The sequence below is a fragment of the Bacillus badius NBRC 15713 genome (assembly GCF_001591605.1).
GTDB classification, from domain to species: Bacteria; Bacillota; Bacilli; order Bacillales; family Domibacillaceae; genus Pseudobacillus; species Pseudobacillus badius.
The window spans coordinates 1-23,084 of the sequence record NZ_BCVF01000038.1; the positions used below are offsets into that span (position 1 = coordinate 1).

Here is a 23,084-nt window from a genome sequence, read left to right on the forward strand (position 1 = left end):
CCATTGCAATCAACAGAGTGCCTAAAAAGAGAATCGCCGTATAGCTATAGCTGGTTGAAAATGGAATCATCCTGGTGTTATGAAGCGGCTGAGTGAAACATCAGCCGTCTCTTTTGTTTATTCTGCAAGTAAGTCCAATTCGTCTTTTGGCAGCTCATCCAGGTTCAGTTTTTCGTCTGGGTGTTTGGAGCTGGCAGAAGAGGCTTTGACAATGTCACCGAATCCTTGCTGTTCAAGAAGCATGACAATTTGCGACTTAATAGGAATGTTATTGTTAACGAGATATTGCGCTTTTGACCGGATCATTTTATCAAAGACCGGGCTGCGCGCTATGCCGTTTTCTTCAAAAGCATTTTGTGAAAGCAGCAAGTCCATTAATGTCAGCCAATCGTAGTCATTGCCGGTAAACTGCAGCTTGCCGTTTACTTGGTACCATAAATCCCCGTTTGAGCGAATCCAGCGAGGATACAGATTTTCAATGCCGGCTTGAAGCTCGCGGGCTGTTTTTAGATAAGCCGGATTTTTCGTTTGTTTGTATGTTTCCAGCAAAAATCTCATTTCCCCCAGTGCATGGTTAAGAGATACATGTGTTTTCTGGCTGCCTGCTGCATAATAGTCAGCAATCAAGTGGCTGGTCGGCGTCACTTGAATGACATTGCCAATCTCTTTCTGCTGAACAAGGAAATCGGCATAGCGGAGGTTGGACTCCGACAGCTGCGGAATAGATAAGCTTTCTGAAGCATTTTTCAAGAACAGAGCCGCATTTTCATTATGGCGTGTGTCGACATAAGGAGCGGTTGTGCCGTAAGATTTCTTCAGCCAGGTGCTCGTGTATTCTGTTTTGAAAATCGGTGTTTTGCCCGCGGCAATGGCGCCGCCGGAAAAGACATCAAGATCAGCGATTGCATTGACGACGAGGTCTTCAAAATAGCGTTCTTTGTTGCCTTTGTAAGCACTCAAGTAAACGCCGCCCTGCAATCGGCCAATATTGCGGCCATATCCCATTTGGTAGCTAGGTTCAATAGACCATGGCAGCTTTGTATAGGCTCCATCGGCTGTTAACCAGTTGTTAATGGAGGTGTATTCTTTAATCGTCCGCTCAAACCATTCGTCACGGTTGGAAGAATTAGCGAACAGGCGTTTATTGGACAGCAATACCCAGTTTTCTGAGATAGCTTTCCCTTTAACTGACATATTTACGTGAGCAGTAACGAGATTGCGCCCAGTATCTGTATATACTTTATAGCTCTCGTATTCATTAAGCAGCTCGCGGATTACAGACAGCTGGCCGTTAGCATATTTCGTTTGGCGGTGCAGAGAAATATAATTTTTGCCGATCATCATTTCATTCGTCACTGCACTGCCTGCTTTTGCTGACAGAATGCCCACTGGATGAGAGGTTTTGTCGGTTCCGAATGTGTCATTGTGCTTTTGATCCACTTGGCCGAAAGCCGAATATTTAGCCAAGGAATAGGCATTTGATTGCTGGAAAGGCACAATGACGGAAGCGGAGTAGGTGTTATCGCCGTTATGAATGAATTTTGTAAAAATAAAGACGTCGCCGTTATCCAGTTTTCTGAGCGTCACCCGCAATGAACCAAGGGGCTTGGAGGCATTGCCCATGTGGTAATAATAATGATAGTCAGTGGATCGAATGTGCTTATCTGTGGTGCGCTTATTGTATGTAAGAGGCACTCCCTGTGTGTTCATTCGCACTTTAATGTACTGATCATCATTCACTGGAACAACGACTTCAGAGGAATCAGCCGGTTCAGGAAGTGAAACGGGTCCTTTATCCTCTGAGAACAGATCGAGCTTTTCCATTAAGCGATAAACAAAGACAGCTGATTCGCCGCGTGTCGCAATTTTCTTTGGGAAAAAGTAATTATCTGCTGTTCCCTTAATCAGTCCGTAATGGGTCATCCGCTGCACGGATTCGTAAGCGTAGCGCGTGATTTCCGCTTTGTCTTTATAAGTGAGCGTTGCTTTAGTCGGATAATCGCCTTTCAGCTGCATCGCCCGGTCCAGCATGACAGATACATCCGAACGTGTAACCAGCTGGTCAGCAAGCGCATAGCCATCCGCATTTCCTAAAAGCAAGCCGGCTTTTTTTGCTGCAGCAATATCCTTATATAAATTACTGCCGGGAGGTACGTCTTTAAAAGCAGAATCTCCAGGCGGCAAGTCCAGTGCCCGAACTAAAAATGCAATAAATTGTCCTCTCGTTACCTGGGCGTTTGGCCGGAACGTTCCGTCATGATAGCCGTTAATGACACCGGCATCGACAAGCGCCTGAATTTCTTTCGCAGCCCAATGGCTCTTTGCATCATCGAACACTTGGGCAGACGCTTGGACCGTCCACGTTAAAAACAGCACGCACACGATCAGACTCGCTAGTAATTTTCTCATAGTTTCCCCTTTCTCAATGGCGTTTAACCTTCGATATTATATCATATTGGCAGTCTATTATCATAGGAGACTATTGGAAAGTCTTAACCTTCCATTTATTATATATGATTTCTTGTGTGAAAAGGAAAAATCCCCGCATCAAAAGGAAATCATATATAATAGAAGAAACTCAGATACTAAAGGAGATGAAATGATGGTTTTTCCCCCTGCTTCCTTTCTTTCCGGCCGGCTTCTTCTTGAAGAAGAAATCCCCTTTCCGCTTCCTGACTCCCCTGCTATTCAAAAGCTCCCCGGCCTTTCAAAGAGAAATTCCCGTTTGTATTGTGAACGCTGCGGCAACAATGAAAAAGAGCGGTTTGCGCTGTTTCCCTGTGCTCGCTGCCAAACCGAATGCCTCTATTGCCGCCATTGTTTAATGATGGGGCGCATTTCAGGTTGTTCCCGCCTGGTTTACTGGACGGGTGCCGAACCTCCTTATGAAGGGGAGGGCATCCTTCATTGGAAAGGCAGTCTATCAGAGGGACAGGAACGTGCTTCACAGGCTGTGACTCAAGCAATCCGTGAAAACGGAGAGCAGCTTATTTGGGCGGTGTGCGGAGCGGGGAAGACAGAGGTGCTTTTTCGCGGAATCGAAGCTGCTCTTTTGGCGAACAAGCGAGTCTGTATCGCCACGCCGCGGACGGACGTTGTTTTAGAGCTTGCTCCGCGCCTGCAGCACGTCTTTCCCGGTACAAAAGTTGCTGCATTGTACGGCGGCAGTCCCGATCGTCATCTTTACAGCCAGCTCGTTGTCTCCACTACCCACCAACTCCTTCGTTTCTTCCAAGCATTTGACGTCATGATTGTGGATGAAGTCGATGCCTTCCCTTATTCCTGTGATCCTTCTTTGCAATTCGCTGTCCAAAAAGCCCGCAAGCCCGATGCTGCTCTTATTTACTTAACGGCCACGCCAAATGAGAGATGGCAAAAGGATTGTCTTCATGGAAAAAAAGCATTTGTGAAAATCCCTGCCCGTTTTCATCGCCAGCCTTTGCCTGTCCCTCAATTCAGCTGGATTGGTAATTGGAAGAGGGCGGTGAAGAAAGGCCGGCTGCCGGCCAGTATCACAAGTTGGGCCGCCCGGCGCCTGCAAGTGAACAAGCAATCCCTGCTGTTCTTTCCGCATATTGAATGGATGCAGCAAGCCCTCCCGCTGTTTCAGCAGCTTGATTCTTCCATTGCTGCTGTGCATGCAGGAGATCCTGAAAGAAAAGCAAAGGTGGCATTCATGCGCGACCAAAAGATCCCTTTGCTGCTGTCGACAACGATTTTAGAGCGAGGGGTTACTTTTCCGAATATTGATGTGGCCGTTATTGGCACGGAGGATGAGGTGTTTACTGAAAGTGCGCTCGTGCAAATCGCCGGCCGGGCTGGCAGAAGTGCCGATTTTCCTGATGGAGAGGTGCGCTTTTTCCATTACGGCAAAACGAGAGCTGCTGTAAAAGCCATTGCTCACATTCGCCAGATGAACAAAGAGGGACTCGAAAAGGGGTGGCTGGACAGATGAGCAGCTGCCTTTTATGCGGGGAATCAGTGAATGGACGTTTAGGGTGGCGGCCATTTTTTTTGCTTGAGGCACCGCCATCCATTTGCGGAGCATGCCGCCGGCAATTTGAACCAATTATTGGCGAACGCTGCCGAGCCTGTTCCCGTCCGCTGGCAGCGCTCGATCCGGCTTTTATCCGTGAGGATCGCTGTCTGGATTGCTGCCGCTGGGAGGAAGACTCTTTTTATAAGGGCGTGCTTGCCGGGAACTATTCGCTTTATACGTATAACGAAGCGATGAAAGACTTCATTGCCCGTTTCAAGTATCGCGGTGACTATATACTTGCCCAAGTATTTGCTGGTGAAATAAAGAAAGCAGCCAAGCAGCTGCCGCATGATGTCGCTGTCGCCATCCCACTCAGTCAAGAACGCCTGATGGAACGCGGGTTTAATCAGGCAGAAGCACTTGCGCAAGCCGCCGGTCTGGATATTGAGGATGTGCTTCAGCGGGTGCACGGGGAAAAACAGTCGAAAAAGTCGCGGTCAGAACGTCTTGAGGCTGCCAATGTTTTTGGAGTAAAAGAAAAATCCTCCATTTGTCATAAAAAAGTTCTAATCATTGACGATATATATACTACAGGCTCTACTCTCAGACAGGCCGCCTATCTGTTAAAGCAGGCCGGAGCAGCGGAAGTGCGGGCACTCACGCTTGCCAGAGGGCAGGGAACCTGAGAGATCGTTGGAGGTATCAATTATGGGGGAAATCATCAATTGCTCGCGCTGCGGCGAGCTTTACATGGAAAATGCATTTCGCGATGTCTGTGCAAAATGCGCAAAAGAAGAAGAGCACATGTATGAAGAAGTCTATCAATTTTTGCGCAAACGGGAAAACCGGGCTGCTACACTTCAGCGGGTCGTTGAAGTAACAGGAGTCCCTGAAACGCTCATTCACAAATGGGTGAAAAAAGGCCGCCTCCATGCAGCCCATTTTCCGAACCTTGGCTATCCATGTGACCGCTGCGGCGCACTGATTCATAAAGGAAAAGTGTGCCGAGCATGCACGGACGATATCGAAGGAGAACTTGTCCAAATCCAGCGTGAAGAAGCATTTGAAGCGAAAAAGCAGGAGCATCTGAAACAGACAACCTACTATGCGGCGAATAAAAGAAGATAAAAACAGGGATAGTAAAAATGTCCCGATTGTCTTTTTTGAGCGGCAGGAGATACCACAGCAAATTGATAAAAACCGCCTATGAATCCGCTGTTAACTTTTTTTCCGAAAAACCGATATAATGGATAATCAAATGAGACAATCGGAAAAAAAGAAAGAGAGGGATCGACAGCCGTGAAAATTAACCAACCCGGCGTGCAAGGCATCAATCCGTACCAGAAGCAAGTAAACAAAACACAAGGGACGAAAAAAGCGGCCGCCGCACCAACGGATAAGCTGGAAATCTCTTCAGCGGCAAAAGGCATGCAGGAAGTGTCTAAAATGGCAAAGGAACGAATGGAAAAGATCGCAAGCCTGAAACAGCAGATTGCTAAAGGCGAATACCAGCCGCAACCGGAGAAAATCGCTGAGGGCATTGTGAAGTTTTATAAGAAATAATCAAGCGGAGTGCCGAACGCACCGCAGGAAAGCAGAGGGAATCGATATGTCTGCAGGAAAATTAATTGACACACTGGATAAAATGAACCGCCTGCATGGAATGCTGCTGGCGCTCTGTGAGAAAAAAACCGATATTATTAAGCGAAATGATATGGACGGGCTGGACCAGCTTTTGAAAGATGAGCAAAAGTACACGGCGGCTATTCAGACATTAGAAGCCGAACGCGTACGGGAAGCGGAAAAGGTGACTGGCAAGGCAGAAGCAACGATTGCAGACTGCATCGAAGCCGCGAAAGGAACGGAAAAAGAGCGGCTCACTGAACTGCAGGCCAGCCTGCTCGACCGCTTAGAGCAGCTGAAAGAGTGGAATGACTTAAATCAAAAGCTAATTTACCAATCGCTGCAGTTTATCAGCATGAGTATGAGCATGCTTCATCCGCAGCCGGCCCAAGCGACGTACACGCACCCAGCCAAAAACGGCGGGCAGCCATCAAAGCGTTCTATGTTTGATTCGCAAGTGTAATAGACAAAGATATATTCAGGCTGAACCAGCTGCTTGCTGGCAGCCTGGCAGGGCGATGCCCTCTTTTTTTTGAACAAAACAAAGATAAAGAAACGGAGGAACAGTGATGCGTTCCACTTTTCATGGATTAGAAGTCGCCAAGCGCGGCATGTTCACCCAGCAAACCGCCATTAGCGTAACCGGGCATAATATTTCCAATGCCAACACGCCGGGATACACCCGCCAGCGCGTGAATTTTCAATCAACACAGCCTTATCCATCACCCGGCATGAACCGCCCGCAAATCCCTGGCCAAATGGGAACGGGAGTCGAAGCCGGCTCTATTCAGCGCGTGCGGGAAAGCTTTTTAGACGACCAATTCCGCGGAGAAAACAACAAGCTCGGCTATTGGCAAACGAAGTCCTCCGCCGTAAGCAAAATGGAAGACATTTTAAACGAGCCAAGCAAAAATGGCCTATCCGCCGTTATGGGTCAATTCTGGCAATCACTTCAGGACTTGAGCACCAATCCGGAAAATGAAGGCGCCCGCTCCGTCGTATTGCAACGGGCGAAAGCGATCGCCGACACCTTTCATTATTTGCATAATTCGATTTCAGCGATTCAGAATGACCTCGGCAACCAAATTAGCGTCACTGTCAAAGAAGTGAACTCCATTCTGAAGCAAATCAGCAGCATCAATCAGCAAATTAGCGAGATTGAGCCGCACGGCTACTTGCCGAACGATTTATACGATGCCCGCGATCAATTAGTCGACCAGCTGTCGCAATATATGAATATTAAGGTGGAAAAAGTTGAAACCGGCGGGAATGCCCAGAAGATTGCAGAAGGAACGTATAAGATTTCTTTAGTCAATGCGGATGGCAGTGAAGTGCCGCTCATAGATGGTGATCAATTTAACCAAATCGGTGTCGAAGGCGGAACGGATAGTGACAAGGATGGCATTCTGGATCAGCCAGCAGGTGCACTGACTAATTTCAAGATAGTAACGCCTGGCACACCTCCAACAGATGTGGCATCCGTTGGCATCGGCTCATTCTCCCAAGGGAAATTAAAGGCATTAGGAGAATCGTACGGCTACACAGAGGGAGGCGTTACGAAAGGTCTCTATCCGGAAATGCTCGCCAATTTAGACAAGCTGGCAAAGGATTTTGTGGAGGCTTTCAATGATCAGAATAAGCTGGGGAAAGACTTCGACGGCAAGGACGGTGTTGATTTTTTCACAGGAACAGATGCGGCAACGATCAGTGTCGCAATCACTGAAACTTCTAAAATAGCGGCTTCTGCCAATGGCGATAAAGGCAATGGCTCCAATGCCCTGAAGCTAGCTGATGTGCAAATGAGCACAGTCGTAAAACCATATGAAGGAATTATTGGCGCGCTTGGAGTAGAAGGGTCGGAGGCGAGACGGATGACGAAGAACAGCGCGATCCTGGCGCAATCTGTAGAAACGAACCGCCAGTCGATCAGCTCGGTTTCCCTTGATGAAGAGATGACCGATTTAATCCGCTTCCAGCACGCCTACAATGCGGCCGCGCGAAATATTACCGTCGTCGATGAGATGCTGGATAAAATTATTAACGGTATGGGCACCGTTGGAAGATAAGGCAGGTGAATAAAGGATGCGCGTAACACAATCAATGCTTTCGAATAATATGTTGAAAAACTTGTCCAGCAGCTATGACCGTCTTGGCGTGCTGCAGGAGCAGATGAACACCCAAAAGAAAATTACCCGGCCATCCGATGACCCGGTTGTTGCCATGAAAGGAATGACCTACCGGACGTCGGTTACGGAAATCGAGCAATTTAAGCGCAATTTCTCAGAGGCATACAACTGGGCGGAGAACTCTGACGCTGCTTTAGATAGTGCGACTAAGGCATTGCACCGGATAAGAGAGCTGACCGTACAGGCAAGCAACGACACGTATGAAGCCGGCCAGCGTGAAACGGTTATGCAGGAGATCAAGCAGTTGAAAGACCATCTGTTTGACCTTGTGAATACGAAGTTCGGGGATAAATATTTGTTTAACGGGACAGATACGACTACTCCTCCAGCTCAAAAGGACAGCAATGGAAAGGTGACGATCGCCAATAACAACCAGCCGGTTGAACTCGAGCTGTCAAAAGGGATTAAGATGCAGGTGAACGTTAATCCGTCACAAGCGTTTTCTCTTGGTGCTCCAGGTACACCGGGAGAAGGGCTGTTTCAAGACATTGATGATTTGATTAACAAATTGGAGGACGACCAGTCATCAGGCGCTGATATTAACGGGTTTCTGGCTAAGATTGATACTCACATGAATAATATTACCAATGCCCGCGCCGATCTTGGCGCCCGCTTAAACCGGATTGAATTAATGGAAGATCGGGTAGATGAACAGGAAGTCATCGCCAAACGCATTATGTCCGAGAATGAAGACATTGATGTAGAAAAGGTGATTACTGATTTGAAAACCCAGGAAGCTGTTCACCGGGCCGCCCTAAGCATTGGCGCCCGCATTATCCAGCCGACACTGATGGACTTTTTAAGATAATCGGATTTTTTCACTGCCAGGCTTCTCTTTGATTTGTCTATAAGGATGATACATAGAGCGGCCTGGCCTTTTTATAGAACGTGAGGTGATGACGATGCAATTCCCGCAAATCCGCATGACGTCTCAGCATGCCCAAATTGAACTTGACATTCAGCAGCCTGTTCAGTCGATTGAACAGCCGCAAGCGGAGCTGGATCTCCAGCAGCCGCCGGCAGAACTCACCATTGAAACAAAGCCGTCAAAGCTTACAATCGACCAGACAAAGGCGCGGGAGGATATGGATTTAAAAAGTATCGCGAAAAGAATCGAAGAATTCGCTCAGCTTGGTTACCAGGACTGGTTAGAAGGACTGGCACGGGCAGCGGGTGAAGGCGACGAACTGATGATGATTGAAAATGGCGGCGATCCGATTCCAGAACAGGCGCAGCGCAATAGCGAAGGGACGGAGCTCGAATTTAATATCGGCTATATTCCGTCTGCAGGCAGCGTAGCGATTGATTTTCAGCCGGCTCACGTACAGATTGATGTGAAAACAAATCCGGTCATTAACAATACGAGACCGCAAAAGCCGATCCACCACTATCAGCCAGGGAAGGTTCATGTCTCCATGAAGCAATACCCGTCTGTGAACATTGACTTTGTGCATTTAAAATATAAAGGTATCAATTACGAGCAGGAAATTTAAGTAAAGGAACGTGGAAAAGATGATCATCGAAACGAAATACCATGGCCAGGTGGAAGTGAACGAGGAAGCAGTTTGGACGTTCAAGCAGGGGATTCCGGGATTTGCAGATGAAAAAAGCTTTACATTGCTCTCTTTTCCTGATAATGACTTGTTTTTTGTACTCCAATCGACAAAGACACCATCTCTGGGGTTTATCATTGCCAGCCCGTTCGCCTTTTTTTCTGACTATGATATTGTTCTGGATGCAGGAACCGTTGAAGCACTTGAATTAGATCAAGCGGAAGAAGCAGCTATCTATACCATTTTGACGATTAGGGAGCCATTTAGCGAATCGACTGCCAACCTTCAGGCGCCTATTGTCGTGAATGCAAAAAATAAAAGAGCGAAGCAAGCCATTTTAAATGACAGCCGCTACCAGACCCGTCATACGATTATGCCGGCAGGCGCCGTAAAGGAGTGATGGGATCATGTTAGTCCTCACAAGGAAAACAGGAGAAGCCATTCAAATCGGGGATGACATTGAAATCACTGTGATCAGTGTCAAAGGAGACCAAGTCAAACTAGGCATCAACGCGCCGAAGCATATCGACGTTCATCGGAAAGAAGTCTACTTAACGATTCGGGAAGAAAACGAACAAGCGTCAGCCGAGGTGAAAAATATTTTTGATATTCTCGGCAAAGTGAATAAGCAGTAAGAAAGAACTTCGGTGACAAGAAGTTCTTTTTTATTTTTTTGCAAAAAAATAATCCAAAACCTATTAAACTTTTTCCGCTCCTTCCGATATTAAAGATGTAGCGGGGAACAAGGGCGGCCGACCTCGACGCTCCGCTGCCTAACTAACGTTCACACGGACGTGAACGACCTATTCAAGGAGGAAAAGAACAATGAGAATCAATCACAACATTGCGGCGTTGAACACGTACCGCCAACTAAACAGTGCAAATGGTGCACAAGGTAAATCAATGGAGAAATTATCTTCAGGTCTTCGTATCAACCGTGCAGGAGATGACGCAGCTGGTCTTGCAATCTCTGAAAAAATGCGTGGACAAATTCGTGGATTAGATATGGCTTCTAAGAACTCTCAAGATGGTATTTCTTTAATCCAAACAGCTGAAGGTGCATTAAACGAAACGCATGATATCCTTCAACGTATGCGTGAATTAGCTGTACAAGCATCAAATGGTACAAATACTACTAATGACCGTGAAGAAATCCAAAAAGAAATCAATCAAATGACTTCTGAAATTAACCGTATTGGTAATACAACTGAGTTTAACACTCAAAAGTTACTGAATGGTGCAAAGGATTCTGCTACTACTGGCTCTAAAGCAAAAATCGAATTTAATATTGCGGGCATGGCAACTGGTGAATCAATATCTGTTTTAGGAAAAACAGTGAACTTTACAACTGACATTTCAGGTACTGTAGATGCTATTGCAGCAGCTATTACTGGTGATGCAGACTTAAATGCTAAGTATACTGTTACCAAAGATGCTGCTGGGGCAATATCAATTGAAGCAAAAGCAAATGGTGAGGATGCTGCTTTAACTGCAGACCTTACTGGAGGAACAAGTATAACAGCAAAAGATGTTACTACTACAGCTGGTAAAGATGATGGTTCTGCACTAAGCTTCCAAATCGGTGCAAATGAAAACCAAAGCTTAACTCTTGAAATTAAGGATATGAGAGCAGTAGCTTTAGGTATTTCAACTGATACTAATACAGATACTAAATTGGCTGTAACAAATGGTACTGATAGCACACCATCAGAAACAGCACTTAGTGTGTTAACACATGATGATGCTGCAGCAACTATAACAAAAATTCAAACAGCAATCGATAAAGTTTCTGCTGAACGTTCTAAACTTGGTGCGAACCAAAACCGTTTAGAGCACACAATCAACAACTTGAGCACATCTTCTGAAAACCTAACTGCTGCGGAATCTCGTATCCGTGACGTAGACATGGCGAAAGAAATGATGAACCAAACGAAGAACTCTATTCTTTCTCAAGCAGCGCAAGCAATGTTGGCTCAATCGAATCAACTGCCTCAAGGCGTATTACAACTCTTGAGATAATTGATGAGAAGGGCGTCCAGTTTGGCAACGAACTGGAGTATAACTGGGTGAATTGCTGGAACTTCCTAAAGCTTCATCAACCACAACGTAACTGGAAACGGTCAGCGTGATGGTTTGAAAATGCTGAAGATGCAACAATGGATAATCAGCAGCCAAGCTCCTGTGAGGAAACTCTGGAGAAGGTTCAACGACTAGAGAATACGGTCTAAGGCAAAGCTATGACGATGAATCTCGTAGGGCAGCACATGCTGTTCGAAGTGCCCAGCTCCATGGAAAACGTGGATGAAGATATAGTCTATTCTGTAGTCGAAAGATACAGTCGCAAAGCAAGCGAACCAACAACCACAAGGAGTTCTACAACTTCTTCGTTAATTTTATTAGAAAATCCGGTTCTCCGTTCCTGGAGAATCGGATTTTTTATGAGCAAATAAATAGCCCTTATTTACAAAGAATCATTCGATCCCCAAGGTACATTAACTGGTTTTTTAGAATTGAAAGGCACTTCACACGTTGTTTATTATCAACGCAAAGCCGCTTCTATCAGAGAAGCGGCTTCATCTTTATCTAGAAAACAGACCCAGTACTTCACTTACCGATTGGTTTACGTGCGAAACGATGATTTTGTCGCTGTTTTGGCGGATGGTCAAGCTAAGATTGCTTGCTATTTCTTTGGCCATATCGGTGTCTGCCACCATAGATAGGGAGGAAGTTAAGTTTGATTCGTTGACTAGAGTATTCGTCATATGATGTTCGATGGCTTCTTGATAAGAGCCGATTTTCGTTAAGTTGCCGGTCGTTTGCTGGATGGCTTGATCCAGTCTTGAGATCAGTTCTCCCGCATCTTTCTGTGTGAGCAAGGAGACGCCTTCTAGGTTCAGAGCTTTTGTGCTTGTATCCATCAAATCAATGCTGATTTGCTGTCCTGGATTGGCGCCGACCATCAGCAGCAGCGGGGCGTTTTCGCCTAATATTTTTTTTGTATTGAATTCCAGCTTGCTGGCCGTGTCGTTGATAGCTTCCATCAGCTGATTGAGTTCTTCTTGGCTCGCTTCCCGATCCGTTGCGGTCATTGTTTCATTGGCATTCATGACGGCCAATTCACGTCCGCGCTGCAACAGAGCGTTCACATTATTAAGCCCTTCATTCGCCGCCTGCAAGACAGAGAGACCGTCCTGCATATTGCGCTGAGCTTGGGATAGTCCTCTGACTTGAGCGCGCATCGTTTCTGCTACAGCCAAGCCGGCAGCGTTGTCGCTTGCCTGGCGAATTGCTAAACCGGAGGATAATTTGTTCATTGATTTTTCCATTAGCTTTTCATTTTTCTGATAACGCGTCACGGAAAAAGCAACCATTGCCTGATTATGAATTTTCATTTTCTCACCTCTTTTCACATACAATGGATTTCCATTATTTATATCGGATTATTTTTTTGATTATTGATTTAACAGGCGCAATTTTGCTGGAAAAAAACCGATAAAAAGGAAGAAAGGCAGGGGGAAAAGATGAAAGGACGTCAGCAGATTCTTCGCCGGTACCAGCAGGTTAGTGTTCTGACCGCTTCTGCAGAACAGCTGATTATTGCCCTCATAGATGAAGCTCTATCCTCTATTCATACCGCCCGACAGGCGATGGAGAAAGAAGAGGTCGCCGAACAAAACCAACATTTGCAGAGGGCACAGGAGTGTGTGCTCCAAGTGATACCGTTTATAGAAGCGGGGAAGAAGCAAGGACAAGCTCTTATTGCTGTCTATGATTATTTAAACCGGCAGCTGGTTAAGGCGAATATGGCTAATGATAGGTCTGCATTGGGGGAGATAGCAGATTTTCTGGGTAAGCAGAAAGAAGATTGGCAGCTGGCGTTGCACCACCGCCGGAAGAAGCATACCGAGGATTTCATTTAAAAACACAGCAGGAGGACCCTGCTGTGTTTTTAAATTTTGATATCGATAAACTGTGAAAACGGCGAAGGCTGCTGCAGTTCACGGATTCTTTTTGCCGGGTCTGATACAACGTCTTGAATTTTTTCGTTGACTGCTTGTTCTGCAATTTGTTTGCTGATCATCACAAACTGTGATACTGGCCCTTCTCCGACACCGCCGATAACACCCATAATCGTTCGTTCCTCCCTATATTTACAAAAATGTTAGATATTTCACTTTTGTGTCTTTTGTCCTAAATTATAAACCATATATTTTCCAAAGAAAAGCTTTTTACCTTTAATATTTATAATAATAGGCATAAATTCCTTGATTATCTGTAAGGCTCTATTTAATTGTTATAGAATGACCCAGTGAACACTTGCAGAATAAAGTTGGTTTACGATACAGATTTATCCCAGTGCGAGGCCAGTATGGAAGCTGCTTAACTCGTTCGTAAGCTATGTTCATAAATGCGCACATCGGAGCTTTCATGGAGTAGTTGTATGGAATAAAGCTAGCCATCTGCTAAGTTAGCAGATGGCTAGCTTCATAATCTCAAGACGTCATTTTTCCTTTGCAAAGAGTTCGGTCAAATTATTAATGACATAATCGGGTTGGATGCCCGTGCGTTGGATATCGTTTGGATGGGATGCGCCGGTTAGTACAAGGCAGGTCGGTAGGCCATGTTCTTTTCCCATTAAGATATCTGTTTCCAAGCGGTCGCCTACGATTAAGCATCGGTTCTTTGGGAAGTTTAAGCGTTCTTGGACTTTATTAATGTAATAGGCAGATGGCTTGCCAATGATTTGGTCAATAGGTTGACCGGCAGCGACTTCAATAGCTTTGGCAATCGCCAATGTGTCCGCAATGTATCCTCCAGGAACTGGACAAACAGGATCAGGATTGGTTACGACTAGCTTGGCGCCATTGCGAATGGCGGTCATCGCCTGATTTAGCTTGTCATATGTGAAGGCCCGGTCTAATCCAACTAGCACATGGGTAGCGTGCAAGGGATCGCCTGTCACTTTTAATGGATAACGGCTGAATTCGTCGGTAATGGCTTGTTCTCCGATAATAAAAACAGATGCATCGGGATAGTTTTCTTGAAAATAGACAGCCGATAACGAGGAAGCGGTAATGATTTCATCCAGCTCCGCAGCTACTCCTAGTGAAGAGAGAAGCCTTTGGCAGTCTGCTCTCGTATGCGTAGGAGCATTGGTAATAAATAAAATTTTTTTATGGGTTTTTCTTAACAGATGGATTGTTTCTTGTACGCCGGGCAGAAGCTGCTTTCCGACGTAGATCGTTCCATCCAGATCAAAGCAGTAGGCTCCGAAGTCGTCAATATGTATCATGTTTCACTCCCGGATTGGTTTGGACCTCTCTTCTTAAAAGGTCTTTGCTTTCTCTTAACTTTTCTAATGGTGTGTTCGGAGCGTATTCAAGGATCAACTCACATTGCGGAGCATATTCGTTAATAGCCGCAAAAACTGGCTTCCATTCAATCGTTCCTTCCCCGATGGATAGGTGGTCATCGCCAGTTCCATCATTGTCATGGATATGTAAAGCAAGCAGCCGCTCCCGTGTTTCTTTGACCAGTCGCGGAATATCCCATTTGTTTAAATGGGCGTGCCCTGTATCGATTAAAAATCCGGCAGCTTCATCTATACCATCAAGGAAGCTTGTATATTCCTCTTGGGTGAAAAGAGAGCTTCCATTGTAGCCGACATTTTCAATTGCAAGCTTCACGTCGAGGGGCTTAGCGATTTGGCATAATTGATGAATCGAATCGGCGGCACGCTGCTGGGCTTTTTGCTTATTAAACACTGGTGAAAAGCAAAAGCCGGGATGAATCACGACATGGCTGGCTCCAATCAAGCCGGCAAATTGAATCGCTTTTTTATATTCAGAAAAAGCTGTTTCTCGCGTTGCTCGATTTTCGCTCGTTAAGTTAATGTCCCATGCCGGCGGGTGGATCGTATAGCGAACAGGAAGAGACTTCAATCTTGGAGCAAGTCCTAAGAATAAATCTTCCATTTGGTCCCACTTAGGTCCATCCATTAATAACTCAATTTTATCTGCCCCGTATTTGATTAATTCATCGATAGTATCAAAGAGGCCATGTGATAATACAGCTAAGTCAGAATAACAAATCTTTTTTTGCATGATTGCTCACTCTCCATTATTTAATGATTTTGGATAGCCGATCGAATCGGTTGTCTGCTGGTTAAACATATGAATTTTGTCCGCTCTCGGTTTTATATAGACTGTTTCATGTGGCAGCCACCTTTTTGATTCGCTCATAGCGATCCATTCGTTTCCTTCAATATCCATGTAAACTCCGTAATGATTGCCATGATTTTCAACAAACTTAATATGGCCTTTTAAGCTGTTTGGGGTCGGTATTTTTGATAGATCGATATGTTCTGGCCTAATGCCGAATGCAAGGTCTTTTTCACCGGTCTGCTGGATGTGCTGGCTCCATTCCGGACTTAATTTCAATGTTTGGCTGGTAAAGCGGATACTGTCTGGCTGTACATCTACATTGAAAACATTCATTGGCGGTGATCCGATAAATGTCGCTGTAAAAATATTTGCCGGCCGGTGATAGACGTTATCGGGTGTATCAACCATCTGCAGTTTCCCTTTGTACATTAAAGCAATCCGGTCAGCTACAGTCATGGCTTCTACTTGATCATGGGTTACATAAACGAGTGTTTGTTTATACATTTCATGGATTTTCACTAATTCTTTTCGCGCAGATACTCGTAATTGGGCGTCTAAATTTGATAAGGGTTCATCCAGCAAAAAGTAATCGCCTTGTTTGACCACAGCTCTGGCAAGGGCTACTCTCTGCCTTTGTCCGCCCGATAAATCTTTTGGCAAGCGGTCTTTATATTCCTTTAGCTGCAGCATGTCTAAAGCAGCTTCTGTCCGCCGTTTAATTTCATCTGCCGGTACCTTCTGCACTCTCAAGCCGTACGTAATATTATCAATGACATTCATATGAGGATATAACGCATAATTTTGAAACACCATGGCGACATTTCGCTTGCCGCTTGGAAGGTGATTGACTTTTTGCTGATCCATATATATAGCACCTGAGGACACATCTTCCAGCCCGGCAATCATGCGCAAAGTGGTGGATTTGCCGCAGCCGGAGGGGCCAAGAAGGATGAGGCGTTCTCCTTTCTGAATGGTTAAGTTAAGATCTGTCACTACCTCCGTCTTGCCATAGGATTTGTATACGTGTTCAAATCGAATTTCCTTCATAATTATCCCGCCTTTACTTAATTCCTGAAGAAGCAAATGTCCCGATGATGTACTTTTGAAACAGTAGATAGAGAGTTAAAGGGATGATCATCGTAATGACCGCTACTGCCATCGCGACAGTAAAGTTCGTTCCGCCCTCTGAACTGATATACATTTGCAGAGCCAGCGGCAACGTATAATGATCAACTGTTTTCAAAATAAGCACAGGCCATACATATTCATTCCACGATAAAATAAAGAACCAAATGCCTGTAGAGGTGACTGCCGGCTTTACCAGCGGCAGCACAATGTTTTTCATAATGCGCGGATGTCCCAAATTATCTAATCTTGCTACCTCGATTAAGGATATAGGGATCGTTTTCATAGATTGCCGAAGCAGCAAGATTCCTACGGCATCAGCTAGCTGCGGGAGGATGACTCCCCATACGCTGTCTGCCAATCCAAGGTCAGAGATCATTAAATAGTTGGGAATCATGGTAACGGAAAAAGGGATAAAAATAGTACTGATCAACAGGAAGTACAGCATATTTTTTCCTTTAAAATCAAAGAACACAAACGCATAGGCCGCCAAAAAAGAAGTAAACACTTTAAATAAAGTAACAGTAGTTGCGATGATAAATGTATTCGAGACAATCTTTACTACATTTAAGCTGTTAAAGAATGTTTCGTAGTTTTCTAAAGTCGGCTGTGTCGGAATGAAATTTAAGGCGTTGTTGTATGCGTCTTCTAATGGTTTAAAAGAAATCCCAACCGCAAAGATAATCGGGAAAGTCAGAATAATAATTATTCCTATAAAAATCATATGCCAAGGTATCGATACGGAACGGTTAGTTTTCATAATGGATACCTCTTTCCACAAACTTAAATTCTAAAATAAGCAAAAGAATAAAAATTGCCATCGTTAAAATGGATAAGGCAGCAGAATGGCCTGTTCGGTATAGAACAAATGCTTCATGGTAGGCATGATAAATGGCATTGGAGCTAGCATAATTCGGCCCGCCCTGGGTGATGACCTTAATCGGCGTAAAGACATATTGAAGCCCTTGAACGATCGTGATGATGAAAACATAAATACCTGTCGCGCTGCTCATCGGGAGTACGAGATGAAAGAATATTTTCCATAAAGGCACTCCGTCTAAACGAGCTGCTTCAATCACTTCCCGGGAGATGCCATTCACGGAAGCATAAAGAACGATAAAGTTATAGCCAAATACTTTCCAGGAAGTAATTAGACTCAATACGACAATGACCCAGCCATCCAGCTTGCTCCAAATCGGCATGTCTATTCCGAACCAGCCAAGAATAATGGCTGCTGGCCCTGATACCGGGTTTAACAGCCAGGTGAATAAGATAGAGCCGACTACCAAGGAAATAACAGAAGGCAAAAAGATAGCACCTTTATAAAGATGGTTGAACCGCTTGAGTACAATATCAAGCACAAAAGCCAAAATATATGGGATTATTAAGTTAATGATTAATAGTAAGCCGATATACAATAGTGTATTTCCAAAAACTTTGTATGTAGTTGGGTCGGTTAACACCTCTTTATAGTTTTGAAGACCGACAAACTCCTTCGTTGGCTTGACCATATTCCAATCAAAAAAGCTTAGGTAGATGGTGTACATAAATGGCCAAAACATAAATAAGATAAAAATAATTAAGGAAGGAATAAGTAAGCCGTAAGCTTTCCAGTGATCTGCTGTGAATTTTATTTTTGCAGGTTTTGCTGCTTGCATGTAGGGTCCTCCCGCAGTTACTAAGTCCCCGCAGCTGTTATGCAAAAGGGAAAACCAAGAGAGGGGTTCTCTGATCGTTCCCTTTTACAAAGAAGCTGGCGCGGTGAATAATTGATTACTTTAACAATTTGTTGATTTCTTTTTCTGTTGTTTTTAAGCCCTCTTCGACGCTGGTTTTTCCGCCGAGGATTTCATCGCGGATATCTAACAGCTTTTGCTCCGCTTCAAGTCCTGCATCTCCTGGGAAAGATGTCCAAGATACAACACCATCCATCTGCTCTATCGCTGCTTTCATCATTTCATTTTCTGCCAGAAAATCTTTCAGGCCATTTTCGTCTTCTGCAACATCTTTGCGTGGAGGGACATAACCTGTACCTTCTGTCCATTTTGCCATCGATTCTACGCTGTATAAGTACTTCATAAATTCCCAAGCTGCTTTTTGCTGCTTTTCTTCTTGAGCCGTGATGGCCAGCATAGCTCCGCCTGCCGGCAAGCGAACGTTCTTTCCTTCCCAAGCAGGGGATTTAATTGCGGCAGCGTTAAATTTAGCGTTATCTTGAATTTGCGAGCGGCGGGCAATCGTTGTATAGGCCATCGCTACATTGCCGTCAATGAAGCTTTGAACGCCTTGATCCCAAGGGAGGTGAAGGGCGGTCTTATCCTTTACAATCATATCTGCTAATAATTGATAAGCTTCAATGCCTTCTTTAGAAGCGAATGCTGCTTTTTTTCCTGATAGCATGCGTGCACCGTTACTTTCTAATAAAGCCTGGGTTGCCCAATTGTCGGCAGGCTCTTGCATATAAAATCCATGCTTTCCGGTTTTTTCTTTGATCTTCTTGGAAAATTCCTTCACTTCCTGCCAAGTTTTTGGACCGTTTTCATCAAGCCCTGCTTCTTTTAACAGATCTTTGTTAATATAAAGAACAGGTGTGCTTAGTGAGTAAGGAATACCTACTTGTATGCCCTCTGAGTTTTGGGCTAATTCCAGCACGTTATCAAGAAAATGGTCCTTTAAGAATGTTCGATCATCGGGAAAATGCTGATCAATGACTTCTTGTGGAGATATATAACTGAAGTTATTAGAGAAATAATCTAAAAAAGACCATCCAACCTGAACAACTGCCGGTGATTTTCCTGACGCTGCCTCGGCCTGCAAGTTTTGCATAAGCCCTTTGTACATATCGGGGTTATATTTTGCCACTACTTTTGTTGTTTTGCTTTGCTCATTAAAGGCTTTGACCAATTCCTCTACGGTTTTTCCGCCTTGCGTTTCTGCATTGACATGCCAATATTCAATCACTGTTTTTTCATCACTTGCAGCTGAATTATTAGATGTTGTGCTGCCGGATTTTCCGCATGCTGCTAGCATAAGCATGAGCGCGAGCAAGCTGAATAATTTGAGATATCCCTTCATTTCTTTGGCCTCCTTGATTTGTATCATGGGAATCAGAATTTGATTAGCTGGTTACCTATAGCAGAAGCGGCTTTTCTTTTCTAATCGATTCACCTCCTTGGCTGGCTGAAAAAAAGAAAGAGCCTCAAATAAAATGTATAAGCAGTGGCTATACATAAAATTTGAGGTCTCTCTGTTCGCACCGTTTTTATTCACTTTATACTTATACAATAATGGTTAATTATTGGGTTAGTGTGAAGTAAATGTAAAATCTTCATTTACAATTCATTTAAGTTCAACTTCCACATGTCAGGATTAGAAGTCGTAACCGCCAACGCGCCATTTTCTAGTGCTTGCTTGGCATGTTCAGGAGAATTAAGAAGCCCTCCTGTAATTGTCGGCACTGGAGAAACTTTTGATATTCTGCTTAAAAAATCCGGTGCGCGGCAGGGCATAATTTCAATAATGTCAGATTGAATATGTTTAACATCTTTAATCAAGTTGGTATAAACTTCTGTGTCAATTAAGAAAATGCGCTGGACAACAGCAAGTCCGCTGGATTTTGCTTTTTTGATAATTCCGTTTCTGGTCGTGACGATTGCGTGCGGCTGCACATTTCTTTTAACAAATTCAACCCCGTCGCGATCCATTTCCAGCCCGCCGATTTTTTCAACATGCAAAATAACCGGCAAGTCGTGAGATTGAATGAAATCAACATACTTTTTTACTGTTAAAATGGTGCCTGTCATTAATAATACGGCGCTTAAGTTATCTTTATATTTAATCGCTTTCTCAATATACTTAGGCTCTTTTACTGCAGCAACCATTTTATGCGTTTGAAGTCTTTCTTTCAATATCGGGAGAGCGTGAATGTGCTTCATATTCTAATTCCTTCCTGTTTTAGGTCTATTTTACCGTTAAGTGTATAGCTTTTAAGGTTAATTTAAAAGAGGGACAGGGGTTTTGTTCCGTGAAATAGGAAGATTAAGAAAAGGCTCTTTCTGTACGAATGCCTTGCTGTATGCTACGCTTTTTATAAAATTAAATTCGCAGAAAGAGCAGGTGTTTTCATGGATATCGCCTTATTATCTATCGCCCTTCACCAAGGGCAGGTGCAGCAGCAAGCCTCGTTATCGGTTATGAAGAAAGCGATGGATCAAGCAAAAGGAAATGCTGAGTTTATTCATCAGATGATGAGTGCAACAAATGTCAAGGCTTTAGAGCACGCTACGCAGCCGCATGGCTGCTCTTTTTTTGATAAAAAAGTCTAAGCGGTTTATTGCCTGGACAGTTAGAGAGGACTGACGCCTCCTGTGATTAACCAAGTTCTTTTTTGAATGAGTAACAAAAGCGGTCGTAGCCCATTTTTGTTTCATAGAAGCGGTGGGCATCGTCTCGGATTAAGGCGGATTCTAAGGCCACTGTCACGCATTCATGCTCCCGTCCCCAGTCGTGTACGAAGGAAAGCAATTCCTTTCCGTATCCTTTTGAGCGGATATCGGCACGCGTCACTAGTTCGTGCACAAAAACATGGCGGAAATAATACATATTTGTCCGGATTTGAATACCGGTGAAGGCGACCAGCTCTCCTGCGTCATACATGGCAAAAATCCGATAGCCGTCGGGCTGCATCGTCTTCCATATTTGGATAAAGCGTGTTTCATCCAGATAGGGGCGCAGATCTTTCATGAGCGGAAAGATGTGCCGTACTTCTTCTTCAGTAACCAGTTCTTCAATAATAATCAATTTCTCCCCTGCTCCCTTTGTGGTAATTTTCTGTTTTTTCTATTTTAGCAGAAAAGGAAAGTAAGCGGTTGTCCTCTTTCTGCTTACATAGGTATTTTACCGCCAATTTATCGTTTTCCAGATGGATTGAAAAAGGGAGGCAGGCTCTCTTAAAAATGAACACCTTCTTTAATGAAAATTTTTAAGAGAGGGCGGACACTTGAAGTTAGAATTTTTTGTAAAATAAGTAAATTTACTTCTTGTTATGTGCTAGTATAATAGTGTAACCAAAAATTTCTAAATGCAGCAGGCCTTTAAAAATCATGTGTAAAGGAGCGGGGAAAATGAATGTTATCCGGCGGGTGCAGATTGCGTTGATTATCATTTTGTTTCTAGGCTGTGTTCCTCTTTCAGGAGCGGAGGCCGCTCGATATTCCGATGTGCCAGAGACTCATTGGAGCGCAAAGGAAGTGTATTATTTAAGTGATTTGGGTGTACTGAAAGGCGGTTCCAACGGTAAATTTAACAAGGATGCACCGGTGACGAGAGCGCAGGCGGCCGCCATTTTAGTTCGCGCGAAGAAGCTGCCATTGGATAATGTGCCGAATCCGGGCTTTAAAGATGTGCCGACTTCTCATCCGTTCTATAAAGAGATTGCCGCGGCAGTAAATGCCGGCTGGTTTTCGAAGGCAGGAAGCTTTAATCCGAATGGGCAGTTAAAGCGGGTGGAGATGGCGAAGATTACGGCAGCGGCTTTTTCTCTGTCAGGCTCGGTTCCGGTTGAATGGGAAGACATGGCGAGAGCGCATTGGGGAACGCCCTATGTATCGTCACTTGTTGCTAATGGTATCACTGCTGGATATACGGCGACAAAGTACCAGCCGTCGGGCGTTGTGACACGTGCGCAATTTGCTGTTTTTACTGCCAGGGCATTAAACAGCAAGTTTCGAATGAATATAGTGGCTTATCCGAAAAAGGCGGCGCAGGGCATCTTTTATCCGCAATTCAAAGATACGGAAGGTGTCCGGGACTTCGCCCTTTTGAATGAAGAATATGCAGAGGTAGGCCGGGAGCTGGTCAGCATCCGGAAAGAAGTTATGGATCTTGCCAAGGAGGATTCTTCGCTCGGCAAGTATTATCAATATACTGTTTCTTATAAAGTAACCCGTGCGGATGCCAGTTACACAAGCGTTGTCTTTGAAAGCTATCAGTATACCGGCGGTGCCCACGGTTATGAACAGCTCTTTTCGTATAATTATGATGTGAAGAAAGAGGATTTCATGTCACTTGATGATCTGGCGCAAAAGCAGGGCTATAAAAGGGCTGTGATCGACCGGATTAATGCTCAAGCCTATGCTTTAGCTAAAAAGGGACGTATTTCGTGGGAAGGGCTGGAAAGCTTGAATGAACACCAACAACAATTTTATATGACAAATACAGGGTTTGTGATGTACTTTAATCCGTATGAGTACGGCCCATATTCAGACGGCATCCGGGAGTTTGCTTTACCGTATTCGCTGGTTCGTTAAGCCGTGTTGCGGGCGGCTCGTCCTTATCATCAAGGACAGGCCGCCGGCTTTGTTGTTTACTGCTCTTTTTCCCAGCGGTTAATCCGGAGAATCTGCTGCTTGCATGGTATAATAATAATAAAGAGAGCATGTGAGTTGGGGGAGGG

Annotated in this window: 25 protein-coding genes; 14 read left to right on the plus strand and 11 right to left on the minus strand. The window is 44.6% G+C overall.

The genetic code is table 11. The annotated features are described in order from the left end of the window. Positions 1-117 precede the first annotated feature (117 nt). Positions 118-2,409 (minus strand): S-layer homology domain-containing protein, encoded by a 2,292-nt coding sequence (locus tag BBA02S_RS16055; protein ID WP_041113740.1) that lies wholly within the window; start codon positions 2,407-2,409, stop codon positions 118-120. A gap of 190 nt (positions 2,410-2,599) precedes the next feature. On the opposite strand from BBA02S_RS16055, the gene BBA02S_RS16060 reads away from it, so the two are divergent. The 11 genes from BBA02S_RS16060 to BBA02S_RS16110 all read left to right on the plus strand — a co-directional run bounded on the left by BBA02S_RS16060 (position 2,600) and on the right by BBA02S_RS16110 (position 11,360). Beyond that, a complete protein-coding gene (locus BBA02S_RS16060; RefSeq protein WP_041113850.1) occupies positions 2,600-3,955 on the plus strand; it encodes an ATP-dependent helicase ComFA in 1,356 nt (451 codons plus the stop codon). Then, on the plus strand, positions 3,952-4,665 hold the full coding sequence (locus BBA02S_RS16065) for a ComF family protein (protein ID WP_041113739.1): 714 nt from the start codon (positions 3,952-3,954) through the stop codon (positions 4,663-4,665). The genes BBA02S_RS16060 and BBA02S_RS16065 overlap by 4 nt, the downstream gene beginning before the upstream one ends. 22 nt (positions 4,666-4,687) lie before the next feature. Further along, complete coding sequence (locus BBA02S_RS16070) at positions 4,688-5,107, plus strand: TIGR03826 family flagellar region protein (RefSeq protein ID WP_041095043.1); 420 nt, start codon at positions 4,688-4,690, stop codon at positions 5,105-5,107. Between the two features lie 171 nt (positions 5,108-5,278). Beyond that, positions 5,279-5,542, plus strand: coding sequence for a flagellar biosynthesis anti-sigma factor FlgM (gene flgM / locus BBA02S_RS16075; protein WP_041113738.1), 264 nt, complete (start codon positions 5,279-5,281; stop codon positions 5,540-5,542). A gap of 46 nt (positions 5,543-5,588) precedes the next feature. Continuing rightward, positions 5,589-6,065, plus strand: a complete 477-nt coding sequence (locus BBA02S_RS16080; RefSeq protein ID WP_041113737.1) for a flagellar protein FlgN — start codon at positions 5,589-5,591, stop codon at positions 6,063-6,065. A 106-nt stretch (positions 6,066-6,171) separates the two neighbouring features. Further along, on the plus strand, positions 6,172-7,668 hold the full coding sequence (gene flgK, locus BBA02S_RS16085; protein ID WP_041113736.1) for a flagellar hook-associated protein FlgK: 1,497 nt from the start codon (positions 6,172-6,174) through the stop codon (positions 7,666-7,668). 16 nt (positions 7,669-7,684) lie between these two features. Further along, positions 7,685-8,596: a flagellar hook-associated protein FlgL gene (gene flgL, locus BBA02S_RS16090; RefSeq protein WP_041113735.1), complete on the plus strand. Its 912-nt coding sequence runs from the start codon at positions 7,685-7,687 to the stop codon at positions 8,594-8,596. 94 nt (positions 8,597-8,690) lie between these two features. Beyond that, entirely contained in the window at positions 8,691-9,281 is a 591-nt protein-coding gene (locus BBA02S_RS16095; RefSeq protein WP_041095744.1) for a DUF6470 family protein, read from the plus strand. A gap of 19 nt (positions 9,282-9,300) precedes the next feature. Further along, positions 9,301-9,741, plus strand: a complete 441-nt coding sequence (gene fliW, locus BBA02S_RS16100; protein WP_041113734.1) for a flagellar assembly protein FliW — start codon at positions 9,301-9,303, stop codon at positions 9,739-9,741. A 7-nt stretch (positions 9,742-9,748) separates the two neighbouring features. Continuing rightward, positions 9,749-9,976, plus strand: coding sequence for a carbon storage regulator CsrA (gene csrA / locus BBA02S_RS16105; protein ID WP_041113733.1), 228 nt, complete (start codon positions 9,749-9,751; stop codon positions 9,974-9,976). Positions 9,977-10,166: 190 nt separating this feature from the next. Further along, complete coding sequence (locus tag BBA02S_RS16110) at positions 10,167-11,360, plus strand: flagellin N-terminal helical domain-containing protein (protein WP_041113732.1); 1,194 nt, start codon at positions 10,167-10,169, stop codon at positions 11,358-11,360. A 560-nt stretch (positions 11,361-11,920) separates the two neighbouring features. On the opposite strand, the gene BBA02S_RS16115 is transcribed toward BBA02S_RS16110, so the two are convergent. Continuing rightward, a complete protein-coding gene (locus BBA02S_RS16115) occupies positions 11,921-12,733 on the minus strand; it encodes a flagellin N-terminal helical domain-containing protein (protein ID WP_041113731.1) in 813 nt (270 codons plus the stop codon). 129 nt (positions 12,734-12,862) lie between these two features. On the opposite strand from BBA02S_RS16115, the gene fliS reads away from it, so the two are divergent. Beyond that, entirely contained in the window at positions 12,863-13,261 is a 399-nt protein-coding gene (gene fliS, locus BBA02S_RS16120) for a flagellar export chaperone FliS (protein WP_041113730.1), read from the plus strand. Between the two features lie 29 nt (positions 13,262-13,290). On the opposite strand, the gene BBA02S_RS16125 is transcribed toward fliS, so the two are convergent. From BBA02S_RS16125 to BBA02S_RS16160, 8 genes are all read right to left on the minus strand, one after another. Beyond that, the gene (locus BBA02S_RS16125) at positions 13,291-13,470 is read right to left on the minus strand and encodes a hypothetical protein (protein ID WP_041113729.1); all 180 of its coding nucleotides are present in this window, start codon (positions 13,468-13,470) and stop codon (positions 13,291-13,293) included. 372 nt (positions 13,471-13,842) lie between these two features. Then, positions 13,843-14,634: an HAD-IIA family hydrolase gene (locus BBA02S_RS16130; protein ID WP_041113728.1), complete on the minus strand. Its 792-nt coding sequence runs from the start codon at positions 14,632-14,634 to the stop codon at positions 13,843-13,845. Then, positions 14,621-15,445, minus strand: coding sequence for a sugar phosphate isomerase/epimerase family protein (locus tag BBA02S_RS16135; RefSeq protein WP_041095018.1), 825 nt, complete (start codon positions 15,443-15,445; stop codon positions 14,621-14,623). Before BBA02S_RS16135 ends, BBA02S_RS16130 begins: the two co-directional genes overlap by 14 nt. Positions 15,446-15,451: 6 nt before the next feature. Further along, the gene (locus tag BBA02S_RS16140; RefSeq protein WP_041113727.1) at positions 15,452-16,552 is read right to left on the minus strand and encodes an ABC transporter ATP-binding protein; all 1,101 of its coding nucleotides are present in this window, start codon (positions 16,550-16,552) and stop codon (positions 15,452-15,454) included. Positions 16,553-16,565: 13 nt separating this feature from the next. Continuing rightward, entirely contained in the window at positions 16,566-17,390 is an 825-nt protein-coding gene (locus BBA02S_RS16145) for a carbohydrate ABC transporter permease (protein WP_041113726.1), read from the minus strand. After that, positions 17,380-18,288 carry a carbohydrate ABC transporter permease gene (locus BBA02S_RS16150; RefSeq protein ID WP_041095012.1) on the minus strand — a complete coding sequence of 303 codons (909 nt, stop codon included), beginning with the start codon at positions 18,286-18,288 and terminating at the stop codon, positions 17,380-17,382. The genes BBA02S_RS16145 and BBA02S_RS16150 overlap by 11 nt, the downstream gene beginning before the upstream one ends. Before the next feature lie 115 nt (positions 18,289-18,403). After that, positions 18,404-19,705, minus strand: coding sequence for an ABC transporter substrate-binding protein (locus tag BBA02S_RS16155; RefSeq protein WP_041095010.1), 1,302 nt, complete (start codon positions 19,703-19,705; stop codon positions 18,404-18,406). Positions 19,706-19,962: 257 nt separating this feature from the next. After that, positions 19,963-20,565, minus strand: a complete 603-nt coding sequence (locus BBA02S_RS16160; RefSeq protein WP_052474971.1) for a glycerol-3-phosphate responsive antiterminator — start codon at positions 20,563-20,565, stop codon at positions 19,963-19,965. A gap of 189 nt (positions 20,566-20,754) precedes the next feature. On the opposite strand from BBA02S_RS16160, the gene BBA02S_RS16165 reads away from it, so the two are divergent. Next, the gene (locus BBA02S_RS16165) at positions 20,755-20,955 is read left to right on the plus strand and encodes a YjfB family protein (protein ID WP_041113725.1); all 201 of its coding nucleotides are present in this window, start codon (positions 20,755-20,757) and stop codon (positions 20,953-20,955) included. A gap of 46 nt (positions 20,956-21,001) precedes the next feature. On the opposite strand, the gene BBA02S_RS16170 is transcribed toward BBA02S_RS16165, so the two are convergent. Next, entirely contained in the window at positions 21,002-21,430 is a 429-nt protein-coding gene (locus BBA02S_RS16170; RefSeq protein ID WP_041095006.1) for a GNAT family N-acetyltransferase, read from the minus strand. Positions 21,431-21,753: 323 nt separating this feature from the next. On the opposite strand from BBA02S_RS16170, the gene BBA02S_RS16175 reads away from it, so the two are divergent. After that, positions 21,754-22,938, plus strand: coding sequence for an S-layer homology domain-containing protein (locus BBA02S_RS16175; protein ID WP_041113724.1), 1,185 nt, complete (start codon positions 21,754-21,756; stop codon positions 22,936-22,938). The last annotated feature ends 146 nt before the right edge of the window (positions 22,939-23,084 follow it).

Coding starts and splice junctions, on each gene's coding strand:
- BBA02S_RS16055 (WP_041113740.1), bottom strand. CDS start 2,409: ATGAGAAAATTACTAGCGAGTCTGATCGTGTGCGTGCTGTTTTTAACG.
- BBA02S_RS16060 (WP_041113850.1), top strand. CDS start 2,600: ATGATGGTTTTTCCCCCTGCTTCCTTTCTTTCCGGCCGGCTTCTTCTT.
- BBA02S_RS16065 (WP_041113739.1), top strand. CDS start 3,952: ATGAGCAGCTGCCTTTTATGCGGGGAATCAGTGAATGGACGTTTAGGG.
- BBA02S_RS16070 (WP_041095043.1), top strand. CDS start 4,688: ATGGGGGAAATCATCAATTGCTCGCGCTGCGGCGAGCTTTACATGGAA.
- BBA02S_RS16080 (WP_041113737.1), top strand. CDS start 5,589: ATGTCTGCAGGAAAATTAATTGACACACTGGATAAAATGAACCGCCTG.
- flgK (WP_041113736.1), top strand. CDS start 6,172: ATGCGTTCCACTTTTCATGGATTAGAAGTCGCCAAGCGCGGCATGTTC.
- flgL (WP_041113735.1), top strand. CDS start 7,685: ATGCGCGTAACACAATCAATGCTTTCGAATAATATGTTGAAAAACTTG.
- BBA02S_RS16095 (WP_041095744.1), top strand. CDS start 8,691: ATGCAATTCCCGCAAATCCGCATGACGTCTCAGCATGCCCAAATTGAA.
- fliW (WP_041113734.1), top strand. CDS start 9,301: ATGATCATCGAAACGAAATACCATGGCCAGGTGGAAGTGAACGAGGAA.
- csrA (WP_041113733.1), top strand. CDS start 9,749: ATGTTAGTCCTCACAAGGAAAACAGGAGAAGCCATTCAAATCGGGGAT.
- BBA02S_RS16110 (WP_041113732.1), top strand. CDS start 10,167: ATGAGAATCAATCACAACATTGCGGCGTTGAACACGTACCGCCAACTA.
- BBA02S_RS16115 (WP_041113731.1), bottom strand. CDS start 12,733: ATGAAAATTCATAATCAGGCAATGGTTGCTTTTTCCGTGACGCGTTAT.
- fliS (WP_041113730.1), top strand. CDS start 12,863: ATGAAAGGACGTCAGCAGATTCTTCGCCGGTACCAGCAGGTTAGTGTT.
- BBA02S_RS16125 (WP_041113729.1), bottom strand. CDS start 13,470: ATGGGTGTTATCGGCGGTGTCGGAGAAGGGCCAGTATCACAGTTTGTG.
- BBA02S_RS16130 (WP_041113728.1), bottom strand. CDS start 14,634: ATGATACATATTGACGACTTCGGAGCCTACTGCTTTGATCTGGATGGA.
- BBA02S_RS16135 (WP_041095018.1), bottom strand. CDS start 15,445: ATGCAAAAAAAGATTTGTTATTCTGACTTAGCTGTATTATCACATGGC.
- BBA02S_RS16140 (WP_041113727.1), bottom strand. CDS start 16,552: ATGAAGGAAATTCGATTTGAACACGTATACAAATCCTATGGCAAGACG.
- BBA02S_RS16145 (WP_041113726.1), bottom strand. CDS start 17,390: ATGAAAACTAACCGTTCCGTATCGATACCTTGGCATATGATTTTTATA.
- BBA02S_RS16150 (WP_041095012.1), bottom strand. CDS start 18,288: ATGCAAGCAGCAAAACCTGCAAAAATAAAATTCACAGCAGATCACTGG.
- BBA02S_RS16155 (WP_041095010.1), bottom strand. CDS start 19,705: ATGAAGGGATATCTCAAATTATTCAGCTTGCTCGCGCTCATGCTTATG.
- BBA02S_RS16160 (WP_052474971.1), bottom strand. CDS start 20,565: ATGAAGCACATTCACGCTCTCCCGATATTGAAAGAAAGACTTCAAACG.
- BBA02S_RS16165 (WP_041113725.1), top strand. CDS start 20,755: ATGGATATCGCCTTATTATCTATCGCCCTTCACCAAGGGCAGGTGCAG.
- BBA02S_RS16175 (WP_041113724.1), top strand. CDS start 21,754: ATGAATGTTATCCGGCGGGTGCAGATTGCGTTGATTATCATTTTGTTT.